The sequence below is a fragment of the Gryllotalpicola ginsengisoli DSM 22003 genome (assembly GCF_000419445.1).
GTDB classification, from domain to species: domain Bacteria; phylum Actinomycetota; class Actinomycetes; order Actinomycetales; family Microbacteriaceae; genus Gryllotalpicola; species Gryllotalpicola ginsengisoli.
On the sequence record NZ_AULK01000001.1, the window covers coordinates 694,585 to 717,474 of the forward strand.

Below are 22,890 nucleotides of genomic sequence, written 5' to 3' on the forward strand. Positions count from 1 at the left end.
GGTATGCCCCTCACGAGAGAACGGGTGCGCCACGAGCTGACCCGCCGCACCCTGACCGTCGCCCGCACCGACCGGCTTGCGCCGCGCTTCGCGCGCATCACGCTCACCGGCCCCGAGCTACACGGCTTCGCTTCCCCGGGGCCGGCCGACCACGTGAAGCTGTTCTTCCCCACCGGGGAGTCCCGCGACTTCACCCCGGCGCGGTTCCGGGCCGGCGACGAGGAGCGCCTGCCCGAGCTCGACCTCGACTTCGTGCTGCACGGCGACGAGGGCCCCGCCTCCGCCTGGGCGAGCCGGGCCCGGGAGGGCGACACGCTCGTCGTCGCCGGCCCGCGCGGCTCCCAGCTCGTCCCCGACGGCATGACGCGCCTGGTCGTCGCCGCGGACGAGACCGCGTTCCCGGCCGCCGCCCGGTGGCTGAGCCAGGCGCCGGAGGGCGTGCGCACCGACGCCGTGCTCTGGCCGACGGATGCCTCGAACACCGCCTACTTCGACGAGGGGACCGGCGCCGGCGCATCCGTCACCGTCGTGCCCGCCGAGGGTCTCGACGAGGCCGTGCGCGCGCTCGAGCCGTTCGACGAGACGACGTTCCTGTTCCTGGCCGGCGAGGCGACGGCGCTCGTGCCGGTGCGCCGGCACCTGCGCCGCGAGCTGGGGCTGCCGCCGGAGCAGGTGCAGGTGCAGGGGTACTGGAAGCGCGGCGTGGCCGGGCTCGACCACCACGCGCCGGTCGACCCGAGCGACCCGGACTAGGTTTCGATACGCCGCCTGCGGCGGCTACTCAACCAGCGAAAACCGCACGCCGCCTGCGGCGGCTACTCAACCGGCGAAAAGCGCACGCCGCCTGCGGCGGCTACTCAACCGGCGGAAGGCGGCCGGTCAGCCGGCGAACGCGGGCACGACCTCTCGGGCGATCAGCTCGAGGTGGTCGAGGTCGTGCAGGTCGAGGAGCTGCAGGTAGACGCGGGTGACGCCGAGCTCCGAGAGGCGGCCGAGGTGGTCGACCACCTCGGCGACCGTGCCGCCGAGGCCCTCCTCGCGCAGCTGCTGCGGGTCGCGGCCGATCCTCTCCGCCCGGGCCTTCGCCTCGGCATCCGTCGTGCCCACGGCGGTCGTCTTGGCCACCGAGTAGACGAGCGAGTCGGCGTCGCGGCCCGCCTCCTCGACGGCGCGGCGCACCCGGCCGAACACCTCGGCGTGCTGGTCGTCGGGCAGGAACGGCGAGTTGTACTCGCCGGCGTACTTCACCGCGAGCGCCGCGCTGCGCGGCTTGCCCGCCCCGCCAAGGATGACCGGCAGCGGGTTCTGCACCGGTTTCGGCAGCGCGGGCGAGTCGGCGAGGACGTAGTGCGTCCCCGCGAAGGAGAACCTCTCCCCCACCGGCGTCGACCACAGGCCGGTGATCACGGCGAGCTGCTCCTCGAGGATCCCGAAGCGCTGGGTCGGGAAGGGGAATCCGTAGGCGGTGTGCTCCTGCTCGAACCAGCCGGCGCCGAGCCCGAGCTCGACGCGCCCCGCCGACATGGCGTCGACCTGCGCGACCTGGATCGCGAGCAGGCCCGGGTGGCGGAAGGTCGCGGAGGTGACCAGGGTGCCGAGCCGGATGGTCGAGGTCTCGCGCGCGATCGCGCCGAGCGTCACCCACGAGTCGGTGGGCCCGGGCAGCCCGTCACCGCCCATGCTGAGGAAGTGGTCGCTGCGGAAGAACGCGCTGAAGCCGAGTCGCTCGGCCGCCTGGGCGACCTGCAGCTGATCCTCGTAGCTCGCGCCTTGCTGGGGTTCGATGAAGATCCGGAAGTCCACGCCCTCAGCCTATGCGGCGGCCCTCCTCCAGCACCTCGTCGACGGTGACGAGTTCGATCAGCGGCGCGTACAGGGCCATGGCGTCGAGAGCGCGGCGGTGGTCCTCGAGGGAGGCGCCGGCGCACGCATCCGTCACGACGCGCACGTGCACGCCGTCGTCGGCGGCGGCGAGCGCGGTCGACAGCACGCAGCAGTCGGTGGAGACGCCGGCGAGCACGAGCTCGCCCGCCCCGCCGGTGGCCGCCTGCAACTCGGCGCCCCACTTGCCGAAGGTGGTCGCGGTCACCACCGGGTGACCTCCCGGGTCTATGCCGGGCGCGAAGGCGTAGAGCGGGTCGTCCTCGGCCACGAGCGCGAACGGCCACAGCTCGAAGTACGGCCGCCACGCCCCCTGCGGCTCGGCAGGGGCGACATAGCGCGTGTACGCGACCCGGTCGCCGAAGGCGGGCACGAGACGACGGACGCCTCCCGCCGCCGCCTCCCAGTCGGGCGAGGCCCACGGGCTGCCGGATGCGAACACGTTCTGCGCGTCGATGACGACGAGCCACGCATCCGTCGTCATGTCAGGCCCGTCGTCATGTCAGGCCCGCGCCTCCTGCCGGCGGATCGCCGGCGCCGTGAACAGGGTGCCGACGAAGCCGATCAGCAGCGCGACGATCACGCCCAGGTTCGCGTACGCCCAGGCGCCGTCGACGCCGCCCAGCCCGAGCGGGCCGAGCAGGTAGCCCTGCCAGGTGAGCCAGGAGGCGTAGGTGTTCGTGACGAGCCCCCAGCCGATCGCCGTGCCGACGACGACGAGGGCCACGGCGAGCCAGCGCACGCTGCCGTAGCGCCCGCGCGGGTCGTACAGCGACGGCTCGTCGTAGTCGCGGCGGCGCAGCAGGATGTCGGCGAGCATCACTCCCGCCCACGCGGCGATGGGCACGCCGAGCGTGATCAGGAACCCCTCGAAGGTGTAGATGAAGTCGCCGGCGAAGAAGACGATGTAGATCGCGCCGAGGATCATGATCACCCCGTCGACGCCGGCGGCCGCGTAGCGCGGGATCTTCACCCCGATGGACAGCAGCGACAGCCCGGAGGAGTAGATGTCGAGCGCTGCGCCGCCGATCAGGCCGAGCACCGCCACGATCGCGAAGGGGATCAGGAACCAGGTGGGCAGGATCGTCGCCAGGGCGCCGATCGGGTCGCTGTTGATCGCCTTGTTCAGCGAGGTCGACGACCCGGCCAGCAGCATGCCGAAGAAGAACAGCACGAGCGGGGCGGCCGCCCCGCCGAGCGTGGTCCAGAAGACGATGCCGCCGCCGGAGGCCCGGCGCGGCAGGTAGCGCGAGTAGTCGGCCGCCGCGTTGACCCAGCCGAGGCCGAAGCCCGTCATCATCAGCACGAGCCCGCCGATGACGGCGGGCGCGTCGCCGGACGGCAGCGCGGTCACGGTGCCCCAGTCGATGCGGCCGGCGACGAGGAAGAAGTAGACGATCGTGAGCACGCCGGTGACGACCGTGATCACGACCTGCAGGCGCATGACCAGGTCGAAGCCGAAGACGCCGGCGCCGATGACCAGCACGACGACCACCGCGAGCGCGACGATCTTGGTCGGCGTTCCGCCGCCCCAGCCGAGCTCGCCGAGCACGGTCGAGGTCGAGAGCACGGCGAGCGCGGCCAGCACGGTCTCCCACCCCACCGTCAGCACCCACGAGATCAGGGAGGACAGCCGGTTGCCGTTCACCCCGAATGCGGCCCGGCTGAGCACCATGGTCGGCGCCGAGCCGCGTTTGCCGGCCACCGCGATGAAGCCGCAGAGCAGGAACGAGATCACGACGCCGAGGATGCCGACCACCGTCGCCTGCGCGAAGGAGACCCCGTAGCCGAGCAGGTAGGCGCCGTAGCCGAGGCCGAGCACCGACACGTTCGCCCCGAACCAGGGCCAGAACAGCCCCGCCGGGCGCCCCTTGCGCTCGGACTCGGAGATGGTGTTCAGGGCGTTCAGCTCGACGGCGAGCCCGGTGGGTGCAGGGTCGGGGGTGTCTGCCATGGCGGCTCCTTGAGGTGAAGTGCAACCGAAGCCTATAGCCCGCCGGGGCCCTGCTAACGCGGGGGTAACGAACCCGAAATCGGGCCGGGCGATACTGACTCCATGCCTCCACAAGAGCAGCGAGTCGACGCACTACCCGTGACCGTCAGCATCACCCGCATCGTCCGTCCCGAGAAGATCCCGGAGGTCACCCGCTGGGTGCAGGCCGGCGTGAACCTCGCCAACCGCTACCCGGGTTTCCTCGGCTCCGGGTGGGTGCGCGGCACCGCGGATGGCGAGGAGTGGCACATGCTGTACCGCTTCGCCTCCCCGCAGCAGCTGGACGCGTGGGAGAACTCGCCCGAGCGCGCGGCCTGGCTCGAGCAGGGCCGCGACCTGGTCACGCACGCGCGTACCGAGCGCCGCACCGGCATCGAGGGCTGGTTCGACGCGCCTCAGGCCGGCGAGGTGGCCGTGACGCCGCCGCCGTGGAAGCAGACGATCGCCATCTGGTGCGGGTTCTTCCCGGTGAACACGGCCTTCACCTATGTCATGGCGTGGATCTGGCCGGGGTTCGGCGCGCTGCCGATCTGGTTGCGCTGCCTCATCACGACCGTGATCCTGTGCCCGATCATGGTGCCGTTCGTGCTGCCGCTCGTGACCGGGTGGCTGAAACCGTGGCTCACGAAGCCTGGGCGTACGGCTCCAGCTCGGCCCTGAGCTTCTGCAGCACCTGCGAGAGGATGCGCGAGACCTGCATCTGCGTGATGCCCAGCTCGCGGCCGATCTCGGCCTGGGTGCGGTCGTCGACGAAGCGGCGGCGCACGATGTGCGCCTCCCGCTCCGAGAGCCGCTGCAGGGCCGCGGCGAGGGTCACGCGCAACTCGGCGCGGTCGAAGGAGTCGTCGTCCTCCGCCGCGAGCACCGCGACCGGCGCGTCGTCGTCGTCCGTCGGCGCGTCGACGGCCACGGGCCGCTGCGCGTCGAGGCAGGTGCGCGCCTGGCCGACGGCCTCTGCGGTGGTGTCGAGCTCCTCGGCCACCTCTTCGTCGCTCGGCTCCCGGCCGAGGCTCTGGGCGAGCCGGCCGCGCGCCGAGGTGACCTGGGCGCACAGCTCCTGCAGCTGCCGGCCGGGGCGGACGAACCACCCGTGGTCGCGCAGGTGCCGCTTCAGCTCGCCGTTGATGGTCGGCACGGCGTAGGGCACGAACGGCGTGCCGCGGCTCGGGTCGAAGTGCCGCACGGCCTTCACCAGACCGAGCATCGCGACCTGCTTCAGGTCGCTGTAGTCCTCGTTGCCCCGGCGGTAGCGCCGGGCGATGGCGTCGGCGAGCTCGAGGTGCTCGACGACGACGGTGTTTCCGATCCGCTGCTGCTCTGAGGCAGCGGCTGCCCGCATGCGGTCGAATGCCTGCGTGGTGCGTTCGCTGCGCTCACGGCGCTCACTCGTGATCAGGTCCATGGCACGAGAGAACCAAAGCGCCCGCTCCCGTAGAAGGGCCTTGCGGAAGCGCTCCTTTTCTGGTTAAACAGGCGCGCGCAGGCTGCGGGCAGGCGGATCGCCCGGCGGATCGCCCGGGTTAGGCTGGGCGGTCATGAGGGCTCTGACCGAGGACGACATCCGCGGCGCATTCGTGAACGCGACCGATGAGCAGCTCCAGCGGATGCCTCTTCCCGGGTTGCACGAGACGCTGTGGGACGAGCGCGAATTTCTCGGCTGGCGCGACCCGCAGGCCGCGCACCTCGGCTATCTCGTGCACTGGGACGAGGCCGAGCAGACGCCGGTGGGCATCGTCGTGCGCGCCGCGAGCGGCGGCATGCGGGCGGGCATCGCCGCGATGTGCTCGTTCTGCCACTCGCCGCAGCCGGCGACGCAGGTGCGGCTGTTTTCGACGCCGCGCGCCGGGGAGGCCGGCCGCAACGGCAACACCATCGGCACCTACATCTGCGAGGACCTCGCCTGCTCGCTGCTGATCCGTCGCGCGCCCGCGCACCTGAACCCGCCGCAGCAGGTGGCGCGCCGGAGCGCCGACCTGCTGCAGCGGGTGCAGAACTTCACCGCGGATGTGATGCGCACCGCCTGAGCCGGTCTCCATTCGCCGCTTCGCGGCGAGTCGACCAGCGCAGCCCGCTCCGCGGCGAGTCGACCAGCGCAGCCCGCTCCGCGGCGAGTCGACCAGCGTCAGGCGGCGATGGGGACGGCGCCGGTGACGGGCACGTCGGCCGCGAGGTACCGCGCGTAGGCCGACTGGGTGAGGAAGGCGGGGAACTCCTCCCCCAGCGTCACCTCGCGGAAGATTTGCGCGGCGTCGTCGTAGCGGTCGCCGTCGAACGGCTTCAGCTCCGCGAGCACGTCGTCGAGCACGCTCTCCACGAGCTCGGCCGTGACCGGCGTGCCCTCGGCGGTGACGCATCCCTGGTGGATCCACTGCCACAGCTGCGAGCGGCTGATCTCGGCCGTCGCCGCGTCCTCCATCAGGTTGTCGATCGCGGCCGCGCCGTTGCCGCGCAGCCAGCTCTCGAGGTAGCGCAGCCCCACCGACACGTTGGTGCGCACGCCCGCGTCGGTGATCGTGCCGCCCGGCACGCGCAGGTCGAGCAGCTGACGGGGCTCGACGTGCACGTCGTCGCGCATCCGATCGACCTGGTTCGGCTTCTCGCCCAGCACCGCGTCGAACTCGGCCTGCGCGACCGGCACCAGGTCGGGGTGGGCGACCCAGGAGCCGTCGAATCCGTCGTGCGCCTCGCGCCGCTTGTCGGCGGCGACCTGCGCGATCGCCCGCTCGTTCACGGCCGGGTCGCGCCGGCTCGGGATGAACGCGCTCATGCCGCCGATCGCGAAGGCGCCGCGCCGGTGGCAGGTGGACACGAGCAGCTCGGTGTAGGCGCGCATGAACGGCACCGTCATCGTCACCTGCGCCCGGTCGGGCAGCACGAACTCGGGGCCGCGGTCGCGGAAGTTCTTGATGATGCTGAAGATGTAGTCCCAGCGGCCCGCGTTCAGCCCCGCGCAGTGCTCGCGCAACTCGTAGAGGATCTCCTCCATTTCGAACGCTGCGGTGATCGTCTCGATCAGCACGGTCGCGCGGATGGTGCCGTGCTCGAGCCCGAGCGCGTTCTCGGTGAAGGTGAACACGTCGTCCCACAGCCGCGCCTCGAACCGGTTCTCGATCTTCGGCAGGTAGAAGTACGGCCCCGTGCCGCGCGCGATCAGCTCGCGCGCGTTGTGGAACGCGTACAGCCCGAAGTCGACCAGGCTGCCCGAGGCCGGCGCACCGCCGCCGGGGCGGTCGACGTAGCGCAGGTGCCGCTCGGGCAGGTGCCAGCCGCGGGGCCGGAACACGATGGTCGGCGTCGTCTCGCCCAGCCGGTACTCCTTGCCCTCCGGCGTCGTGAAGTCGATCCGCCGCCGGATGGCGTCGTACAGGTTGGCCTGACCGCCGATGACGTTCGCCCAGCTCGGGGCGGAGGCGTCCTCGGCATCCGCGAGCCACACCTTCGCGCCCGAGTTGAGCGCGTTGACGGTCATCTTGCGGTCGGTCGGCCCGGTGATCTCGACGCGCCGGTCCTCGAGGCCCGGCCCGGCGCCGGCGACGCGCCAGCTGGGGTCGTCGCGCACCGCCTTCGTCTCGGGCGGGAAGTCGAGGCCCTGCCCGCGGGCGAGGTCGTCGAGACGGATGCGGCGTTCCCGCAGCCGCTCGATGCGCCGGGCGCCGAACACGTCGTGCAATTGGGTGAGGAAGCGCAGCGCCTCCGGGGTGAGGATCTCGTCGGCGCGGCCGGTGGCCTGCCCGACGACCTCGATCCGTGTGGTGGTCATGATGGCTCTCCAGTGATCTGCGAAAAATACGTATTTTGCGAACCGGGTCAGTGGAACTGGGCGGACTCGGTGGAGCCGACCAGCGCCAGGGTCGACGCGTCCGGGTTGAGCGCCGTGGCGATGCGGTCGAAGTAGCCGGTGCCGACCTCCGCCTGGTGCTTGGTGGCCGTGTAGCCGCGCGGCTCGGCCGCGAACTCCGCCTCCTGCAGCTCCACGTAGGCGGCCATCTGCCGCTCCTTGTAGCCGGCGGCGAGGTCGAACATCGAGTAGTTCAGGGCGTGGAAGCCTGCCAGCGTGATGAACTGGAACGCGTAGCCCATCGCCGACAGCTCGCGCTGGAAGCGGGCGATCGTGTCGTCGTCCAGGTGCCGCTTCCAGTTGAAGCTGGGCGAGCAGTTGTAGGCGAGCTTCTGGTCCGGGAACTCGGCGTGCACCGCCTCGGCGAAGGTGCGGGCGAGCTCGAGGTCGGGCTCGCTCGACTCGACCCAGAGCAGGTCGGCGTAGGGCGCGTAGGCGAGCCCGCGCGCGATGACCGGCTCGATGCCGTTCTCGACCTCGTAGAACCCCTCGGCCGTGCGCGTGCCGGTGAGGAACGGGCGGTCGCGCTCGTCGACGTCGCTCGTGATCAGCGTGGCGGCGAGGGCGTCGGTGCGGGCGATGATGATCGTCGGCACCCCGGCCACGTCGGCGGCGAGCCGCGCCGCGTTCAGGGTGCGCACGTGCTGGCCGGTCGGCACGAGCACCTTGCCGCCCATGTGGCCGCACTTCTTCTCGCTGGCCAGCTGGTCCTCCCAGTGCACGCCGGCGGCGCCGGCCGAGATCATCGCCTGCATCAGCTCGTACGCGTTCAGCGGCCCGCCGAACCCGGCCTCGGCGTCGGCGACGATCGGCACGTTCCACTCCCGGCTCGTGCCGCCGGTCTGGGAGTACTCGATCTGGCCGGCCCGCAGCAGCGCGTTGTTGATGCGGCGCACCACGTTGGGCACGGAGTTCGCCGGGTAGAGGCTCTGGTCGGGGTAGGTCTGCCCGGCGAGGTTCGCGTCGGCGGCGACCTGCCAGCCCGACAGGTAGATCGCCTCGAGGCCGGCCTTGACCTGCTGCACGGCCTGGTTGCCGGTGAGAGCGCCGAGCGCGGCGACCCAGGCCTCGGGGTTCTCACCGTTGCGCTCGATCAGCTCCCAGAGCCGTTCGGCGCCGCGCCGGGCGAGGGTCGCCTCCTCGCGCACGGGGCCGCGCAGGGCGATGACGTCGGCGGCGGAGTAGTCGCGGCGGATGTTCGCCCAGCGCGGGTCCGCGGCCCACTCGGCCTCGAACTCGGCAGCGGTCTGGGTCTGGTCGCCGGGGCGGGGTGCGTTGAACATGTCGTCTCCTTCGACGGGAACGGATCGGATGTCACGACTCTGCGCCGCGCAATCCGTGCCGGTGCCGACCGACTCGACAGAAAAACCGCCCGATTTCTGCGACGGTGAAGAACGGATGCTGGCAAGCTGGGTTCCATGGACGCCACCGCCGCCGCCCAGACCGACGATGAAGAGGTGCTCGACGCCCTGACCCTCGGACGGCGCATCCGTCAACTGCGCATCGAACGCGGGATGACCCTGGAAGCCCTCGCCGCCGCGATCGGCCGCGCCCCCAGCCAGCTCTCCGTGATCGAGAACGGCCGCCGCGAGTTGCGCCTGAGCGAGGTGCACCGCCTCGCCCGCGCCCTCGACACCGAGGTCGAGACGCTGCTGAACCCGGAGGCCCCGACCCGGCGCGCCGCGCTCGAGATCGCCCTCGAGCGCGCCCAGCGCGGGCCGCTGTTCGCCTCGCTGGGGCTCGCGCCGCTGCCGCTGCGCAAGAGCCTCTCCGACGAGGCGATCGAGACGATCCTGGCGCTGCACGGCGAGCTCGAGCGGCTGCACCGGCAGCGGGCGGCCACCCCGGAGGAGGCGCGCCGCGCCAACACCGAGCTGCGCGCCGAACAGCGCCGCAGGAACAACTACTACCCCGAGCTCGAGCGCACCGCCCGCGAGCTGCTCGAGGCGGTCGGCCACCGCGGCGGCCCGCTGTCGCAGCGCATGAGCGCCGAGCTCGCCGCGCACCTCGGCTTCACCCTGCACTACGTGCACGACCTGCCCGCCTCCACCCGGAGCGTCACCGACCGGCGCAACGGGCGCATCTACCTGCCGATCCGGCAGCCGGGCACCGACCCGCGCTCGGCGCTGCTGCAGGCCCTGGCCGCGCACGTGCTCGGCCGGCCGGAGCCGCAGGACTTCGGCGAGCTGCTGCGCCAGCGGGTGGAGACCAACTACCTGGCCGGGGCCCTGATGGTGCCCGAGGCGAGCGCCGTCGAACTGCTGCAGTCAGCCAAGAAGGCCCGCGAGCTGTCGGTCGAAGACCTGCGCGACGCGTTCGCGGTCTCCTACGAGACGGCCGCGCACCGATTCACGAACCTCGCCACCCAGCACCTCGGCATCCCGGTGCACTTCATCAAGGTGCACTCCTCCGGCGCCATCTCGAAGGCGTACGAGAACGACGGCGTGCTCTTCCCCGCCGACCCGCTCGGCGCCGTCGAGGGGCAGCCGGTGTGCCGGTGGTGGAGCGCCCGGCAGGTGTTCGAGATCGAGGACCGGCTGTCGCCGTACCACCAGTACACCGACAAGCCCGTCGGCACCTACTGGTGCACCTCGAGCATCCAGTCGACCCCGAGCGGCGAGTTCTCGGTGAGCGTCGGCACCCGCTTCGCCGACGTGAAGTGGTTCCGCGGGCGCGACACCATCCGCCGGCTGACGAGCGGATGCCCCGACCCGTCGTGCTGCCGCACCCCCGACGCCGCCCTCGCCGAGCGCTGGGCCGATCAGGCGTGGCCGAGCGCCCGGCTCAACTCCTCGCTGCTGGCGGCGATGCCGACCGGCACCTTCACGGGCGTCGATCGGGTCGCGGTCTACGAGTTCCTCGAGGCGCACGCGCCCGAGGGGTGACTCGCGCCCGAGGGGTGAGGGAGAGCCGGCGTCACATCGCCGAGGGGGCGCCCGCCGCGTCGAGGTAGGCCTGGGCCTCCTCCTCGCTCATCACGACCATGCCGCGGATTCCATGCGAGGAACGCGCCATCGCGTCCAGCCAGACCCGGTTGAGCTCGGGCGGCTTGCTGCCCGAGAAGCGGAACTGCAGCGGGATCCCCGGCGACATCCACAGGCTGATGCGGCCCGAGCCGTGCTCGGGCGTGACCGTCCAGTTGACGAGGAACGACTCCTGCAGCCGCAGCTTGGCGACGATCGCGATCTTCAGATGCGCGAGCACACGGTCGTCGATCTCGTACTCGTTACCGGGTCCGTAGACGAGATAGCCCATTCGCCCAGCATGGCACGAGTTGTCCGCGGCAGCCCGTCAGGGCGTGAAAGTCAGATCGCATTCCGGACACCAGGGCAATCCGCCCTTGGTCGAAAGGGGTCCGTGACAGACGGGACACTCGTCTTCACCGAGGCGGCTGTCGCCGCCCTCAGGGTCTTCGAATGGCGACAAGGTGGACATCCCTGGGCACGTTACTCGCGTGACGCCCGATGTCCACCCAAGCGGCCGGGGGTTGACAAACGCCGACGCAAGGCGACGCGGGAGACGGTTCAGTCGCTTGCGCCGCCGGTCTGCGGATGCTTCACGGCGCCGACGCACACCGCCGTGACCGGCACCCCGAGCTGCTTCTCGAGCGCGGCCGCCACCTGCTCCCGCAGCTCGGCCGTGTCGCCCTCGCAGGTCTCCGACCCCGGCAGGCGATAGCCCGCCGTGACGCGCGTCGCACCCGCCGAGAGCAGCACGACGCTCACGCCGCCGGGGGCTTTCAGCCGCCCGAGGCGGCTCTGCCAGGAGCGGGCGACGGCGGCGGGATCGCTGCCGGAGGGCGACGGGACGGGGCCGATGGTGGCGGGCACGGTGCCTCCCGGGGACGGGGTCGGGGCGGGTGCGCCCTGGGCGCAGCCGGCGAGGGCGACGGCCAGCGCGGCGGCGGCCGAGGTGCGAGCCATCCGTGCTGCGCCCTTCATGCCCTCAGCGTAGGCGCGCCGGTCGCCCGCGACTCCTCCTTAGCCGGCGCCGTTGTTCCTTGGACGTTTCTTGCGAACTCGGCGGGTAGCCTGAACGGCGGATATTTCTATGGACGTCACCATCATCGTGCCGACCTTCAACGAGTCGTTGAACGTCGAAGAACTCGTCTCCCGAACCGAGAAGGCCGTCGACGGCCGCGCCGTCGAGCTCGTCTTCGTCGACGACTCCACCGACGACACGCCTGAGGTGATCCGGCAGGTCGCAGCCAGGCACCGGCTGCCGGTGCGGCTCGTGCACCGCGCGGAGCCCGTCGACGGGCTCGGCGGGGCCGTGCTCGAAGGGTTCCGGGTGGCGAACGGCACCTGGGCGGTCGTCATGGACGGCGACCTGCAGCATCCGCCCGAGATGCTGCCCGGCCTCATCGACACGGCGCTCGGCGGCAGCGCGAACCTCGTCGCCGGCTCCCGCTTCCTCGAGGGCGGCTCGGCCGAGGGGCTCTCCGACGGCCTGCGCGTCTTCCTCACCCACTTCTCCACGCGGCTGACCAAGCTGCTGTTCCCCCGCAAGCTCAGGGACTCGACCGACCCGATGTCGGGGTTCTTCGCCGTCCGGCTCGACGCGATCGACCTGGACGAGCTGCACCCGCGCGGCTTCAAGATCCTGCTCGAGATCCTCTGCCGCCGGCAGATGGAGGTCGTCGAGGTGCCGGCCACCCTCGCTCCGCGCGGCGGCGGCGAGTCGAAGGCCGACATCAAGCAGGTGTGGCGGCTGACCCGGCAGATCGTCGCGCTGCGCATCGGCCGCATGCCCGGCTTCGCGCTGATCGGCTTCTGCGGCGCCATCGCGAACCTGCTGATCATGGCCGCGCTCGAGGCGGCCGGCACCGGGTACCTGACGGCGGCGATCGTCGCCGGGGTCGTCACGATCATCGGCAACTTCCTCGCGCAGGAGGCGTGGCTCTACCACGACCTGCGCGCCGGCGCGCGGAAGCTGTGGTCGCGCTTCGCGCACTCGGCGGGGTTCAACGCGCTGGAGACGGCCGTGCGCACCTTCGTGCTGTGGCTGGTGGTCGAGCTCACCCCCATCCACTCGATCATCGCGCAGGGGCTGCTGCTCATCGCCGGGTTCCTGCTGCGCTACGCCTACCACGAGAAGGTCGTCTACCGGCAGCTCGCCGAGATCGACGAGTCGAAGTTCGACGACGTGGGCGAGACGGCACGAGCGGATGGCCCCCGCTGAACGAGCCCTCGAGGCGGCGGCGGTGACGATAATCGAACGCCGTGCTCTACTATCGAGCGCATGCAGGCGGGCAGCAGCGGATCCCAGACACTGAGCCGCGGCATCCGTCTTCTCGAGATCCTCGCCGCCGAGGGCCGCGACCTCTCCATCGACGAACTCGCCGCCGCACTCGACGTGCACCGCTCGGTCGCCTACCGGCTGCTGCGCACCCTCGAGGACCACGACCTGGTGACCAGGGAGGGCACGGGCCGCGTCACGCTGGGCGCCGGGCTCGCGGCGCTCGCCGCGGGCGTCTCGCACGACCTGCAGACGGCCGCACTGCCCGAGCTGACCGAGGTCGCCAACGAACTGGGCATGACCTGCCTGCTGGCCGTGCTGCTCGACCACGACGAGGCGGTCACGCTCGCCAGTGCCGCACCGCGCCGCACCGTCGCCGTCGTCTCGTACCGGCCGGGGCACCGGCATCCGATCACGCGCGGCGCGCCGGGCAAGGCGATCCTGCAGCAGCTGCCGGACGACGCCTGGCCCCCCGAGGCGGACGCGGCGCTGCGGCGCGAGATCGCACAGGCCCGCACCCGCGGCTACACCGTGAGCGCTGACGAGGTGGTGCCCTCGCTGCGGTCGGTCGCGGTGCCGCTGCAGCTGCCCGGCCAGCCGCCGGCGGCCATCGCGGTGATCCACGTGTCGCTGCCGCGCGAGGAGGCCGAGATCGCCGCGCGGCTGCGCACGGCGGCCGGGGCCGTGGCCCGCGCCCTGGGCGCCTGACCATGACCGGGCCGCAGCCGGCCCGAGCGGACTAGACCGTCGCGGGTTGCGCCGCGGCCCGCGCGGTGCTCATGAACCGCGCGAAGAACGCGCTCAGACCGGCCGTGTCGGTGAGCGGCAGCACGTTCGCGACGTACTGGTCGGGGCGCACGACGACGATCGCGCCGTCGCGCGAGATGCCGCGCCCGTCGAAGATGTCCTCGCCGGGTCGGGCGGAGTACACCTTCTCGTAGTCGACGACCTGGTACGGGCCGACCTTGGGCAGGAACGCGGCGGGCACCCGGTTCATCTCCACGGCGGTGTGGTCCTGCTGGTAGATCACCTTCACGTCGAACCACGCGTCGACGTCGGCGCCGGCGGGCGTGTAGGCCACGACGGGCGAGTCGGGCGAGGTGGTGATCCACTCGGCGAACTCGGCCGTGCGCGACGGCTCCCCCGCGGCCGGCGCGTCGGCGAAGACGTAGATGCGCCAGCGCCCGTCGGCGCGGTGGTGGTGGCCGAGGTGCACGATGTTGGCGTCGCACACGCGCGTGACGCGGTGCGACTTGAAGCGCTTGCCGATGGGGAACCCGGCGGCGAGCGCCTGGTGCGCGGGCTCGCCCGTGATCAGCGACGGCTTGTACTGGGTCATGAACCCGGCGGGGAACTCGAAGGTCTTGACGTAGAACGCCTCGACGGCGTCGGGGTCGTCGAGCTCCTCGGGCTTGGCGGCCATCAGGGTCGACCACTGGCGGTCGAACTCGATCAGGTCGACGGCGACCTCGTGCCGCTCGGCCGAGAAGGTGTCGAGCAGGGCCTCGGGCGCGCGCCCCTCCAGCACGTGGCCGAGCTTCCAGGCGAGGTTGAAGCCGTCCTGCATCGACACGTTCATGCCCTGGCCGGCCTTGGCGCTGTGGGTGTGGCAGGCGTCGCCGAGGATGAACACGCGCGGGCTCCGGGTGCCGACCTCCGCCTCGGACACGTCGTCGAAGCGATCCGTCACGCGGTGGCCCACCTCGTAGACGCTGCGCCAGGCCACGTGCTTCACCGTCAGCGTGTACGGATGCAGGATCTGGTTGGCGCGCGCCTCGACCACCTCCTGCGGGGTGTGGCGGATCGCGCCGTTGTCGTCGGGCGGCACCTCGCCGAGGTCGACGTACATGCGGAACAGGAAGTTGCCCTCGCGCGGGATGTGCAGGATGCTGCCGCCGTCGTGCGACTGGATCGCCGCCTTAGTGCGGATGTCGGGGAAGTCGGTGTCGGCGAGCACGTCCATGACGCCCCAGGCGTGGAACGCCTGCGAGCCCTCGAGTCTCCGGCCGATGGCCTGGCGCACGCGGCTCTTGGCCCCGTCGGCCCCCACCACGTACTTGGCCCGCACCACGCGCTCGCGGCCCTCGTCGGGGCCGGCGGTGCGCCGCAGGGTGACGGCGACGGGGTACTCCTCGCCCTCGGTGACCTCGAGCGAGAGGAACTCCCAGCCGTAGTCGGGCTTGGCGCGGGTGGGCGAGCTCGCCATCGACTCGAGGAAGTAGTCGAGCACGCGCGCCTGGTTGACGATGAGGTGCGGGAACTCACTGATGCCGGTCTCGTCGTCGAGCGTGCGCGCGGAGCGCACGATGTTCTCCGGGTGCTCCGGGTCCGGCCGCCAGAACACCATCTCGGTGATCCGGTACGCCTCCTCGATGATGCGGTTCGCGAAGCCGAAGGCCTGGAACGTCTCGACGCTGCGCGCCTGGATGCCGTCGGCCTGCCCGACCTCGAGGCGGCCCGGTCTGCGGTCGATGATGCGCATGTTCACGTCGGGGAACTGCGCGAGCTGCGCCGCCGTGATCACGCCGGCCGGGCCCGTGCCCACGATGAGCACGTCCATCTCGTCGGGCAGCTCGTCGGGACGGTTCAGGCCGATGCCGGCCGCCGGCTGCACGCGCGGGTCCCCGGAGACGTAGCCGTAGTGGTGGAACTGCACGAGGCATCCCTCACTTCCTTGTGAGCGACTCGGACACCGACGTCGCTGTCGTTCGATTATCGAACAGGTCGTTCGTATATCGGTCGGAGCGATCATAGGCGGTGGCCGCCGCCACCACAACCGCCGACGCCGTCCTCGCTATGCTGGCCCGGTCGGGCGGCCGCGCCGCCCGTGCTCGAAGGCCGTCCTCGCTATGCTGGCCCCGTCGGGCGGCCGCGCCGCCCGTGCTCGAAAAAGGAGCACGAAGCCGTGCCGGCCACGCGCGAGACACATACGGAACCGTCATCCGCTCCGTCCCGTCTCGAAAGGCCGCAGCATGCCCACCGTCTCCCAGCACGTCGCCGTCGCCCTCGCCCGTCACATCGACCACGTCTTCGGGGTGATGGGCAACGGCAACGCGTGGTTCCTCGACTCCCTGCACCGTGACACGGATTCCTCGTACACGCCCATGCGCCACGAGGCGGGCGCCGTCGTCGCGGCCGACGCCCACTTCCGCGTCTCCGGCCGCCTCGCGGCCGCCACCACGACCTACGGCGCGGGATTCACGAACACGCTGACCGCGCTGGCCGAGGCCGCGCAGGCCCACGTCCCCCTCGTGCTCGTCGTCGGCGACGAGCCCACCTCGGGTCCCCGCCCCTGGGACGTCGACCAGATCGCCCTCGCCTCCGCCGTCGGGGTGCGCACCTACACGGTCGGCCGGCTCGACGCGGCGGCGACCACGGTCATCGCGATCGAGCACGCCCTGACCTACAAGGTGCCGGTGGTGCTCGCGATCCCCTACGACGTGCCGACCCTAGAGGCGGGCCCCGTGCCGGTCACCGACGAGCCCCGGCTGCCGGCGCCGCTCGCCCCCACCGGCTACGCCGCCGCCGCGCTCGAGCGCGTGGCCGGTCTGCTCGCCGACGCGGAGCGCCCGCTCCTGCTGGCCGGCCGCGGCGCCTGGCTCGCCGGAGCCTCCGAAGCGCTCGGCGCCCTCGCCGACGCGACCGGCGCCGTGACGGCCTCGACCGCGCTCGGCCGCGGCGTCTTCCCCGACACCGCCCACGACCTCGGCGTCGCGGGCGGCTTCGGCGCACCCGGGGCGATGGAGCTCGTGCGCGAGGCCGACGTGGCGGTGGTGTTCGGCGCCTCCCTCAATCAGTTCACGATGCGCTTCGGCGAGCTGTTCTCCCCCGCCACGCGGGTCGTCCAGGTCGACACGGCGCCGACGGCGAGCCATCCGCGCGTCGGCGACTATGTGCGCGGCGACGTGCGCCTCGTCGCCGAGGCGCTCGCCTCCGCGCTGGCCGGCCGCCCCTCCTCCGGCTGGCGCGACCGGGTCGACGTCGCGGCGCTGCGCCGCTACGAGCAGGGCGAGGGCGTCGCCCCCGACGGCCGGCTCGACCCGCGCACGGTCGCGGCGCGGATCGGCGAACTGCTGCCACAGGACCGCGTCGTGGTCAGCGACGGCGGCCACTTCATCGCCTGGGCCAACATGTACTGGCCGGTCGCCGCGCCGAACCGGATGGTCATGGTCGGCACCGCCTACCAGTCCATCGGGCTGGGCTTACCGAGCGTCGCGGGCGCGGCCGTGGCCGACCCCGAGGCGACGATCGTGCTCACCACGGGCGACGGCGGCGGGCTGATGGCCCTGGCCGACCTCGAGTCGGCGGTGCGCACGGCCGGATCGCGCGGCGTCTGCGTGGTCTGGAACGACGGCGCCTACGGAGCCGAGGTGAACCTCTACGGCCTCAAGGGCGTGGTCGAGGAGCCGATGCTCATCCCCGACGTCGACTTCGCCGCCCTCGGCCGGGCCGTGGGGGCGGAGGGCGTCGTCGTGCGCGAGTTGGCCGACCTCGACCGCCTGGCCGCCTGGACAGCGACACCCGCAGCCGAGCGCGAGTTCCTCGTGCTCGATCTGCGGGTGTCGCCTCGCGTCATCGCGCCGTACCAGCACGAGGTCATCCGCGTGAACTCGTGACGGCGCTGGGGCGCTACTTCTGCTGCCAGATGTAGATGCCGCGCTCCTGCTCCTCCTCCGCCTCCGGGCGGAGGTTGATGCCGCGCCGATCGCGCAGCAGCAGCGTCGCCACGAGGCCGACCGCGGTGAGCAGCACCAGGTACCACGTGATCGACGACGAGGTGTGGGTGTGCTGCAGCAGCGCCTGCGCGATGGTCGGCGCGAACGCGCCGCCGAGCACCGCCCCGATCGCGTAGGAGATCGAGATGCCCGAGAAGCGCACGGATGCCGGGAACATCTCGGTGTACCAGGCCGCTTGCGGCCCGTAGGTGAAGCCGAGGCCGATGGAGAGGAAGATCAGGGCTCCCGCGAGGGCTCCGAGGGTCGCGAGGTTCACCAGGGGGAACAGCGCGATCACGCCGGCGCCCTGCACGATCCATCCGATGATGTAGGTGGTGCGGCGCCCGATCTTGTCGGTCAGCCAGCCCGCGAACCAGGCCGACACCAGCCACATGACGGCGCTCAGCGCGACGATCCAGAGCACCGGCCCGCGCTCGAGGCCCACGGAGCCGTCGGGGTCGGTGGCGTAGTTCTGGATGAAGCCGCCGGTGGTCATGTAGCCGACCCCGTTGTCGCCGGCGAAGACGAGCGCGGCGAGGATGACGAGCGGGGTGAACCGGGCGAACACGCGCACGATCGGGATCCGGGTCTGCTCCTTGCGCGCGGCGATCTCGCGGAACACCGGGCTCTCCTCGACGCGGCGCCGCACCCAGTAGCCGACGATGATCAGCAGGAAGCTGAGCAGGAACGGGATGCGCCAGCCCCAGCCGTAGAACGCGTCGCCCGGGAACAGCGCCGACATCACGGCGAGCACGCCGCTGGAGAGCAGCAGGCCGATGGGCACGCCGATCTGCGGCATCGCGCCGAAGAAACCGCGCCGGTCGCGCGGCGCGTGCTCGACGGCCATCAGCACCGCGCCGCCCCACTCGCCGCCGGCGGAGATGCCCTGCAGCACGCGCAGCAGGATCAGGATCACGGGAGCCACCGGCCCGATGGCCGAATAGGTGGGCACCAGGCCGATCAGGGTCGTGCAGGCGCCCATCAGCACGAGCGTCATGATCAGCATAGGGCGGCGCCCGATCTTGTCGCCGAAGTGGCCGGCGAGGAAGGCGCCCAGGGGTCGGAACAGGAAGCTGATGCCGACGGTCGCGAACGAGAGGATCGTCGCGACGGCCGGGCCGGCGGGTTCGAAGAAGAGCTTGCCGAAGACGAGGCCCGCGGCGGAGGCGTAGACGAAGTAGTCGTACCACTCGACCGTCGTGCCGATCACGGTGGCGATGGCCACGCGCCGGCGGTCGGTGCTCAGTGAGATGGTCCCCGTGGGGGTCAGGGGATCGCGGGTGGCTGACATCAATACTCCTTTGTCGAGATGTCGCGTAGGGCGGTGGCGATCGGGGGTAGCCAATGCCTGCAGAAAAGGTAGCGGTTACCTGAGGGCGGCGATGAACGCTTGCCGGAGGAAACGGGAAGATATACGATTTCGGATACGAACGGAAGGGCAACGTCGCCATGACCATCGAGACCGCAGCCGATGCGCGATTCTCCGCACTCCCCCTGCCTCCCGGCAAGATCATCGCGGTGCACCTCAGCTACGCGTCACGGGCCGCTCAGCGCGGCCGGCGCCCGCAGCATCCGTCCTACTTCCTGAAGCCCGCGAGCTCGCTCGCGGCGAGCGGTTCCGTCGTCGAGCGACCGGCCGGCACCGAGTTGCTGGCGTTCGAGGGCGAGGTCGCGCTCATCGTCGGCACGGCGGCGCGGTACGTGCCCCTCGAGGAGGCCTGGGGGCACATCGGATGGCTCACCGCGGCGAACGACCTCGGGCTGTACGACCTGCGCAGCAACGACAAGGGCTCCAACCTGCGCAACAAGGGCCGCGACGGCTACACCCCCATCGGCCCGGGCCTGATCGACGCCCGGCAGGTCTCCCCCGACGGCGTGCGGGTGCGCACCTGGCTGCGCGGCGAGCTCGTGCAGGAGGACACCTCCGCCGGGCTCCTGTTCCCCTTCGCGCAGATCGTCGCCGACCTCTCCCAGCACCTCACCCTCGAGCCCGGCGACATCATCCTCACGGGGACGCCGGCCGGGTCATCCGTCGCCGTGCCCGGTGACGTGATCGAGGTCGAGGTGGACGCACCGGATGCCCCGGGCGCCCCCTCCTCGGGCCGGCTCGTGACCACCGTGGTGGAGGGCCGCGGCGACTTCGACCCCGCCCTCGGCTCGCTGCCGCAGGTCGACGACCTGCAGCGGGAGGAGGCCTGGGGGTCGCGCGAGGCGGCCGGGCTGCCCGCCCCGGCCCCGGCGCTCTCGGCCGCCCTGCGGGAGAAGCTGCGGGCGGCGCCCGTGGCCGGGCTCTCGCAGCAGCTGCGCAAGAGGGGGCTCGACGCGGTGTCCATCGACGGCGTGCGCCCGCTGCGGCCGGGGGTCAAGCTCGTCGGCACGGCCGCCACCCTGCGCTTCGTGCCGTTCCGGGAGGACCTCTTCGCCGCCCGCGGCGGCGGCTACAACGCGCAGAAGCGCGCCTTCGACGCCGTGGGGGAGGGCGAGGTGCTCGTCATCGAGGCCCGCGGCGAGCGCGGCTCGGGAACCCTGGGCGACATCCTCGCCCTGCGCGCCAAGGCGCGCGGTGCGGCCGGGATCGTCACCGACGGCGGCGTGCGCGACTCCGCCGTCGTGGCCGGCATCGACCTGCCCGTGTTCGGCGCCGGGCCGCACCCGGCGGTGCTCGGCCGCCGCCACGTGCCGTGGGACGTGAACGTGACGGTCGCCTGCGGCGGCGCGACGGTTCAGCCCGGCGACATCATCGTCGGCGACGACGACGGCGTCATCGTCATCCCGCCCGCCCTGGCCGAGGAGGTCGCCGACGCAGCACTCGCGCAGGAGGAGGAGGACGCCTGGATCGCCGAGCAGGTCGAGGCGGGTCACCCGGTCGACGGACTGTTTCCGATGAACGCCGAATGGCGCGCCCGCTACGAGGCCGCCCGGGCCGGCGGGAACGACTCCGCCGGCGGGCAGGGGGCGTGATGCCGGCCCTCACGGAGAGCAAGTCGCAGCGGGCCTATGAGTGGATCCGCGACCAGATCTCCGCGCGCGAGTTCGGGCCGGGCTACCGGCTCGTGCTCGGCTCCATCGCCCGCGACCTCGACATGAGCGTCGTGCCGGTGCGCGAGGCGATCCGCCGGCTGGAGGCCGAGGGGCTCGTCACCTTCGAGCGCAACGTCGGCGCCCGGGTGACGCTCGTCGACGAGAACGAATACGTGTTCGCGATGCAGACCCTCGGTGTCATCGAGGGGATCGCCACCGCGCTGGCCGCCCCGCACCTGACCGAGAGCGACCTCGACCGCGCCGACAAGGTCAACCGCCGCCTGCGCGGACTGCTCGACGACTTCGACGCCCACCGCTTCACCCGGCTCAACCAGCAGTTCCACGCGGTGCTGTTCGAGCGGTGCACCAACCCGCACCTCCTCGACCTCGTGCACCGCGGCTGGACCAGGTTGTCCGGGCTGCGCGACTCGACCTTCGCCTTCGTGCCGGGCCGCGCCCACGACTCGGTGCGGGAGCACCGGGAGATCCTCGAGCTCATCCGGGACGGCGCGGATCCGCTCGAGATCGAGCTCGCCGCCCGCCAGCACCGCTGGCGCACCATGAACACCTATCTCGCGTCCCGCCAGCGCTGACCGCAGCGGCCAGCCGACAGAGACATCCCACCCGCGCCGACCACCCCGGTCAGCAAGAAGAAATCGAGGGAGACCATGTCAGAAACCCAGATCGCACCGGACCCGCAGCGCATCCCCGCCGACCTCCCGAAGCGCATCCAGCACTACATCGGCGGCAAGTCCGTCGACTCCGTCGACGGCGACACCTTCGACGTGCTCGACCCGGTCACGAACGAGGTCTACCTGCAGGCGGCGGCCGGCAAGAAGGCCGACATCGACCGCGCCGTGCAGGCCGCCCGCACCGCGTTCCTCGAGGGGCCGTGGCCGAAGCTGCTGCCCCGCGAGCGCTCCCGCGTGCTGCACCGCATCGCCGACATCGTCGAGTCCCGCGACCAGCAGCTGGCCGAGATGGAGTCCTACGACTCCGGCCTGCCCATCACCCAGGCGCTCGGCCAGGCCCGGCGCGCGGCGGAGAACTTCCGCTTCTTCGCCGACCTGATCGTCGCCCAGGCCGACGACACCTTCAAGGTGCCCGGCCGCCAGATCAACTACGTCAACCGCAAGCCGATCGGCGTCGCCGGGCTCATCACGCCGTGGAACACGCCGTTCATGCTCGAGTCGTGGAAGCTGGGCCCCGCGCTCGCCACCGGCAACACCGTCGTGCTGAAGCCCGCCGAGTTCACGCCCCTGTCGGCCTCGCTGTGGTCCGGCATCTTCGAGGAGGCCGGGCTGCCCGAGGGCGTGTTCAACCTCGTCAACGGGCTCGGCGAGGACGCGGGCGACGCCCTGGTGAAGCATCCGGATGTGCCGCTCATCTCCTTCACCGGCGAGAGCCGCACCGGGCAGATCATCTTCGCCAACGCGGCCCCCTACCTGAAGGGCCTGTCGATGGAGCTCGGCGGCAAGTCGCCGGCCGTCGTGTTCGCCGACGCCGACCTCGACGCCGCCATCGACGCGACCATCTTCGGCGTCTTCTCGCTGAACGGGGAGCGCTGCACCGCCGGCAGCCGCATCCTCGTGCAGCGCGAGGTGTACGACGAGTTCGTCGAGCGCTATGCCGCCCAGGCGAAGCGGGTCAAGGTCGGCTACCCGCACGACCCCGCCACCGAGGTCGGCGCGCTGGTGCACCCCGAGCACTACGAGAAGGTCATGAGCTACGTCGAGCTCGGCAAGAGCGAGGGCCGGCTGGTCGCCGGCGGCGGCCGCCCCGAGGGCTTCGAGACGGGCAACTTCGTCGCCCCGACCGTGTTCGCCGACGTGAAGCCCGACGCCCGCATCTTCCAGGAGGAGATCTTCGGCCCCGTCGTCGCGATCACCCCCTTCGACGACGAGCAGGAGGCGCTCGAGCTCGCCAACAACACCAAGTACGGCCTCGCCGCCTACATCTGGACCAACGACCTGAAGCGCGCCCACAACTTCGCGCAGGCCGTCGAGGCGGGCATGGTGTGGCTGAACTCGAACAACGTGCGCGACCTGCGCACCCCGTTCGGCGGCGTGAAGGCCTCGGGCCTCGGCCACGAGGGCGGCTACCGCTCGATCGACTTCTACACCGACCAGCAGGCCGTGCACATCACGCTCGGCAAGGTGCACAACCCCACGTTCGGCAAGGCGTGAACGGCGCGAAGAGGCGCC

At 71.7% G+C, this 22,890-nt stretch carries 20 protein-coding genes; 10 read left to right on the forward strand and 10 right to left on the reverse strand.

Annotation, left to right across the window (positions count from 1 at the left end):
- Positions 1 to 3: 3 nt before the first annotated feature.
- Positions 4 to 753 carry a siderophore-interacting protein gene (locus H563_RS0103405; protein ID WP_022881208.1) on the forward strand — a complete coding sequence of 250 codons (750 nt, stop codon included), beginning with the start codon at positions 4 to 6 and terminating at the stop codon, positions 751 to 753.
- 126 nt (positions 754 to 879) lie between these two features.
- On the opposite strand, the gene H563_RS0103410 is transcribed toward H563_RS0103405, so the two are convergent.
- The 3 genes from H563_RS0103410 to H563_RS0103420 are packed head-to-tail and all read right to left on the reverse strand — an operon-like array spanning position 880 to position 3,835.
- Positions 880 to 1,803, reverse strand: a complete 924-nt coding sequence (locus H563_RS0103410; protein WP_022881209.1) for an LLM class F420-dependent oxidoreductase — start codon at positions 1,801 to 1,803, stop codon at positions 880 to 882.
- A gap of 4 nt (positions 1,804 to 1,807) precedes the next feature.
- Positions 1,808 to 2,365 carry a cysteine hydrolase family protein gene (locus tag H563_RS0103415; protein ID WP_022881210.1) on the reverse strand — a complete coding sequence of 186 codons (558 nt, stop codon included), beginning with the start codon at positions 2,363 to 2,365 and terminating at the stop codon, positions 1,808 to 1,810.
- Positions 2,366 to 2,383: 18 nt separating this feature from the next.
- Positions 2,384 to 3,835: a purine-cytosine permease family protein gene (locus H563_RS0103420; protein WP_022881211.1), complete on the reverse strand. Its 1,452-nt coding sequence runs from the start codon at positions 3,833 to 3,835 to the stop codon at positions 2,384 to 2,386.
- A gap of 138 nt (positions 3,836 to 3,973) precedes the next feature.
- Between H563_RS0103420 and H563_RS0103425 the strand changes: the two genes are divergently transcribed.
- On the forward strand, positions 3,974 to 4,534 hold the full coding sequence (locus tag H563_RS0103425; protein WP_322785838.1) for an antibiotic biosynthesis monooxygenase: 561 nt from the start codon (positions 3,974 to 3,976) through the stop codon (positions 4,532 to 4,534).
- On the opposite strand, the gene H563_RS0103430 is transcribed toward H563_RS0103425, so the two are convergent.
- On the reverse strand, positions 4,497 to 5,276 hold the full coding sequence (locus H563_RS0103430) for a sigma-70 family RNA polymerase sigma factor (RefSeq protein WP_022881213.1): 780 nt from the start codon (positions 5,274 to 5,276) through the stop codon (positions 4,497 to 4,499). The genes H563_RS0103425 and H563_RS0103430 overlap by 38 nt on opposite strands.
- A gap of 133 nt (positions 5,277 to 5,409) precedes the next feature.
- Here H563_RS0103430 and H563_RS0103435 point away from each other — a divergent pair, with 133 nt between their 5' ends.
- Complete coding sequence (locus tag H563_RS0103435; RefSeq protein ID WP_022881214.1) at positions 5,410 to 5,898, forward strand: FBP domain-containing protein; 489 nt, start codon at positions 5,410 to 5,412, stop codon at positions 5,896 to 5,898.
- A gap of 98 nt (positions 5,899 to 5,996) precedes the next feature.
- Here H563_RS0103435 and aceB read toward each other — a convergent pair whose 3' ends face one another.
- Positions 5,997 to 7,634, reverse strand: coding sequence for a malate synthase A (gene aceB, locus H563_RS14770; RefSeq protein ID WP_022881215.1), 1,638 nt, complete (start codon positions 7,632 to 7,634; stop codon positions 5,997 to 5,999).
- A gap of 47 nt (positions 7,635 to 7,681) precedes the next feature.
- Complete coding sequence (aceA, locus tag H563_RS0103445; RefSeq protein WP_022881216.1) at positions 7,682 to 8,995, reverse strand: isocitrate lyase; 1,314 nt, start codon at positions 8,993 to 8,995, stop codon at positions 7,682 to 7,684.
- A gap of 135 nt (positions 8,996 to 9,130) precedes the next feature.
- On the opposite strand from aceA, the gene H563_RS0103450 reads away from it, so the two are divergent.
- On the forward strand, positions 9,131 to 10,597 hold the full coding sequence (locus H563_RS0103450) for a helix-turn-helix transcriptional regulator (RefSeq protein ID WP_022881217.1): 1,467 nt from the start codon (positions 9,131 to 9,133) through the stop codon (positions 10,595 to 10,597).
- A gap of 31 nt (positions 10,598 to 10,628) precedes the next feature.
- On the opposite strand, the gene H563_RS0103455 is transcribed toward H563_RS0103450, so the two are convergent.
- Positions 10,629 to 10,967 (reverse strand): DUF7882 family protein, encoded by a 339-nt coding sequence (locus H563_RS0103455; protein WP_022881218.1) that lies wholly within the window; start codon positions 10,965 to 10,967, stop codon positions 10,629 to 10,631.
- Positions 10,968 to 11,236: 269 nt separating this feature from the next.
- Positions 11,237 to 11,653, reverse strand: a complete 417-nt coding sequence (locus H563_RS0103460) for a hypothetical protein (RefSeq protein WP_155864984.1) — start codon at positions 11,651 to 11,653, stop codon at positions 11,237 to 11,239.
- Positions 11,654 to 11,762: 109 nt separating this feature from the next.
- Here H563_RS0103460 and H563_RS14775 point away from each other — a divergent pair, with 109 nt between their 5' ends.
- Positions 11,763 to 12,893, forward strand: a complete 1,131-nt coding sequence (locus tag H563_RS14775; protein WP_022881220.1) for a glycosyltransferase — start codon at positions 11,763 to 11,765, stop codon at positions 12,891 to 12,893.
- Positions 12,894 to 12,953: 60 nt separating this feature from the next.
- Positions 12,954 to 13,658, forward strand: a complete 705-nt coding sequence (locus H563_RS0103470) for an IclR family transcriptional regulator (protein WP_022881221.1) — start codon at positions 12,954 to 12,956, stop codon at positions 13,656 to 13,658.
- 31 nt (positions 13,659 to 13,689) lie between these two features.
- Here H563_RS0103470 and H563_RS0103475 read toward each other — a convergent pair whose 3' ends face one another.
- The gene (locus H563_RS0103475; protein ID WP_022881222.1) at positions 13,690 to 15,606 is read right to left on the reverse strand and encodes an FAD-binding monooxygenase; all 1,917 of its coding nucleotides are present in this window, start codon (positions 15,604 to 15,606) and stop codon (positions 13,690 to 13,692) included.
- Positions 15,607 to 15,922: 316 nt separating this feature from the next.
- Here H563_RS0103475 and H563_RS0103480 point away from each other — a divergent pair, with 316 nt between their 5' ends.
- Complete coding sequence (locus H563_RS0103480; protein ID WP_022881223.1) at positions 15,923 to 17,566, forward strand: thiamine pyrophosphate-binding protein; 1,644 nt, start codon at positions 15,923 to 15,925, stop codon at positions 17,564 to 17,566.
- A gap of 13 nt (positions 17,567 to 17,579) precedes the next feature.
- Here H563_RS0103480 and H563_RS0103485 read toward each other — a convergent pair whose 3' ends face one another.
- Positions 17,580 to 18,956: an MFS transporter gene (locus H563_RS0103485; RefSeq protein WP_022881224.1), complete on the reverse strand. Its 1,377-nt coding sequence runs from the start codon at positions 18,954 to 18,956 to the stop codon at positions 17,580 to 17,582.
- 158 nt (positions 18,957 to 19,114) lie between these two features.
- Between H563_RS0103485 and H563_RS14780 the strand changes: the two genes are divergently transcribed.
- From H563_RS14780 to hpaE, 3 genes are all read left to right on the forward strand, one after another.
- The gene (locus H563_RS14780) at positions 19,115 to 20,626 is read left to right on the forward strand and encodes a fumarylacetoacetate hydrolase family protein (RefSeq protein WP_022881225.1); all 1,512 of its coding nucleotides are present in this window, start codon (positions 19,115 to 19,117) and stop codon (positions 20,624 to 20,626) included.
- A complete protein-coding gene (locus tag H563_RS0103495; protein ID WP_022881226.1) occupies positions 20,626 to 21,279 on the forward strand; it encodes a GntR family transcriptional regulator in 654 nt (217 codons plus the stop codon). Before H563_RS14780 ends, H563_RS0103495 begins: the two co-directional genes overlap by 1 nt.
- Before the next feature lie 75 nt (positions 21,280 to 21,354).
- The gene (gene hpaE, locus H563_RS0103500; protein WP_022881227.1) at positions 21,355 to 22,872 is read left to right on the forward strand and encodes a 5-carboxymethyl-2-hydroxymuconate semialdehyde dehydrogenase; all 1,518 of its coding nucleotides are present in this window, start codon (positions 21,355 to 21,357) and stop codon (positions 22,870 to 22,872) included.
- The last annotated feature ends 18 nt before the right edge of the window (positions 22,873 to 22,890 follow it).

Excerpts from the sequence above, each read along its gene's own strand:
- H563_RS0103480 (WP_022881223.1), top strand. The coding sequence starts at position 15,923 with ATGCCCACCGTCTCCCAGCACGTCGCCGTCGCCCTCGCCCGTCACATC.
- H563_RS0103420 (WP_022881211.1), bottom strand. The coding sequence starts at position 3,835 with ATGGCAGACACCCCCGACCCTGCACCCACCGGGCTCGCCGTCGAGCTG.
- H563_RS0103470 (WP_022881221.1), top strand. The coding sequence starts at position 12,954 with ATGCAGGCGGGCAGCAGCGGATCCCAGACACTGAGCCGCGGCATCCGT.
- aceA (WP_022881216.1), bottom strand. The coding sequence starts at position 8,995 with ATGTTCAACGCACCCCGCCCCGGCGACCAGACCCAGACCGCTGCCGAG.
- H563_RS0103415 (WP_022881210.1), bottom strand. The coding sequence starts at position 2,365 with ATGACGACGGATGCGTGGCTCGTCGTCATCGACGCGCAGAACGTGTTC.
- H563_RS0103485 (WP_022881224.1), bottom strand. The coding sequence starts at position 18,956 with ATGTCAGCCACCCGCGATCCCCTGACCCCCACGGGGACCATCTCACTG.
- H563_RS14780 (WP_022881225.1), top strand. The coding sequence starts at position 19,115 with ATGACCATCGAGACCGCAGCCGATGCGCGATTCTCCGCACTCCCCCTG.
- H563_RS0103435 (WP_022881214.1), top strand. The coding sequence starts at position 5,410 with ATGAGGGCTCTGACCGAGGACGACATCCGCGGCGCATTCGTGAACGCG.
- H563_RS0103450 (WP_022881217.1), top strand. The coding sequence starts at position 9,131 with ATGGACGCCACCGCCGCCGCCCAGACCGACGATGAAGAGGTGCTCGAC.
- H563_RS0103405 (WP_022881208.1), top strand. The coding sequence starts at position 4 with ATGCCCCTCACGAGAGAACGGGTGCGCCACGAGCTGACCCGCCGCACC.
- H563_RS0103495 (WP_022881226.1), top strand. The coding sequence starts at position 20,626 with ATGCCGGCCCTCACGGAGAGCAAGTCGCAGCGGGCCTATGAGTGGATC.
- aceB (WP_022881215.1), bottom strand. The coding sequence starts at position 7,634 with ATGACCACCACACGGATCGAGGTCGTCGGGCAGGCCACCGGCCGCGCC.
- H563_RS0103460 (WP_155864984.1), bottom strand. The coding sequence starts at position 11,653 with ATGAAGGGCGCAGCACGGATGGCTCGCACCTCGGCCGCCGCCGCGCTG.
- H563_RS14775 (WP_022881220.1), top strand. The coding sequence starts at position 11,763 with ATGGACGTCACCATCATCGTGCCGACCTTCAACGAGTCGTTGAACGTC.
- H563_RS0103455 (WP_022881218.1), bottom strand. The coding sequence starts at position 10,967 with ATGGGCTATCTCGTCTACGGACCCGGTAACGAGTACGAGATCGACGAC.
- H563_RS0103430 (WP_022881213.1), bottom strand. The coding sequence starts at position 5,276 with ATGGACCTGATCACGAGTGAGCGCCGTGAGCGCAGCGAACGCACCACG.
- hpaE (WP_022881227.1), top strand. The coding sequence starts at position 21,355 with ATGTCAGAAACCCAGATCGCACCGGACCCGCAGCGCATCCCCGCCGAC.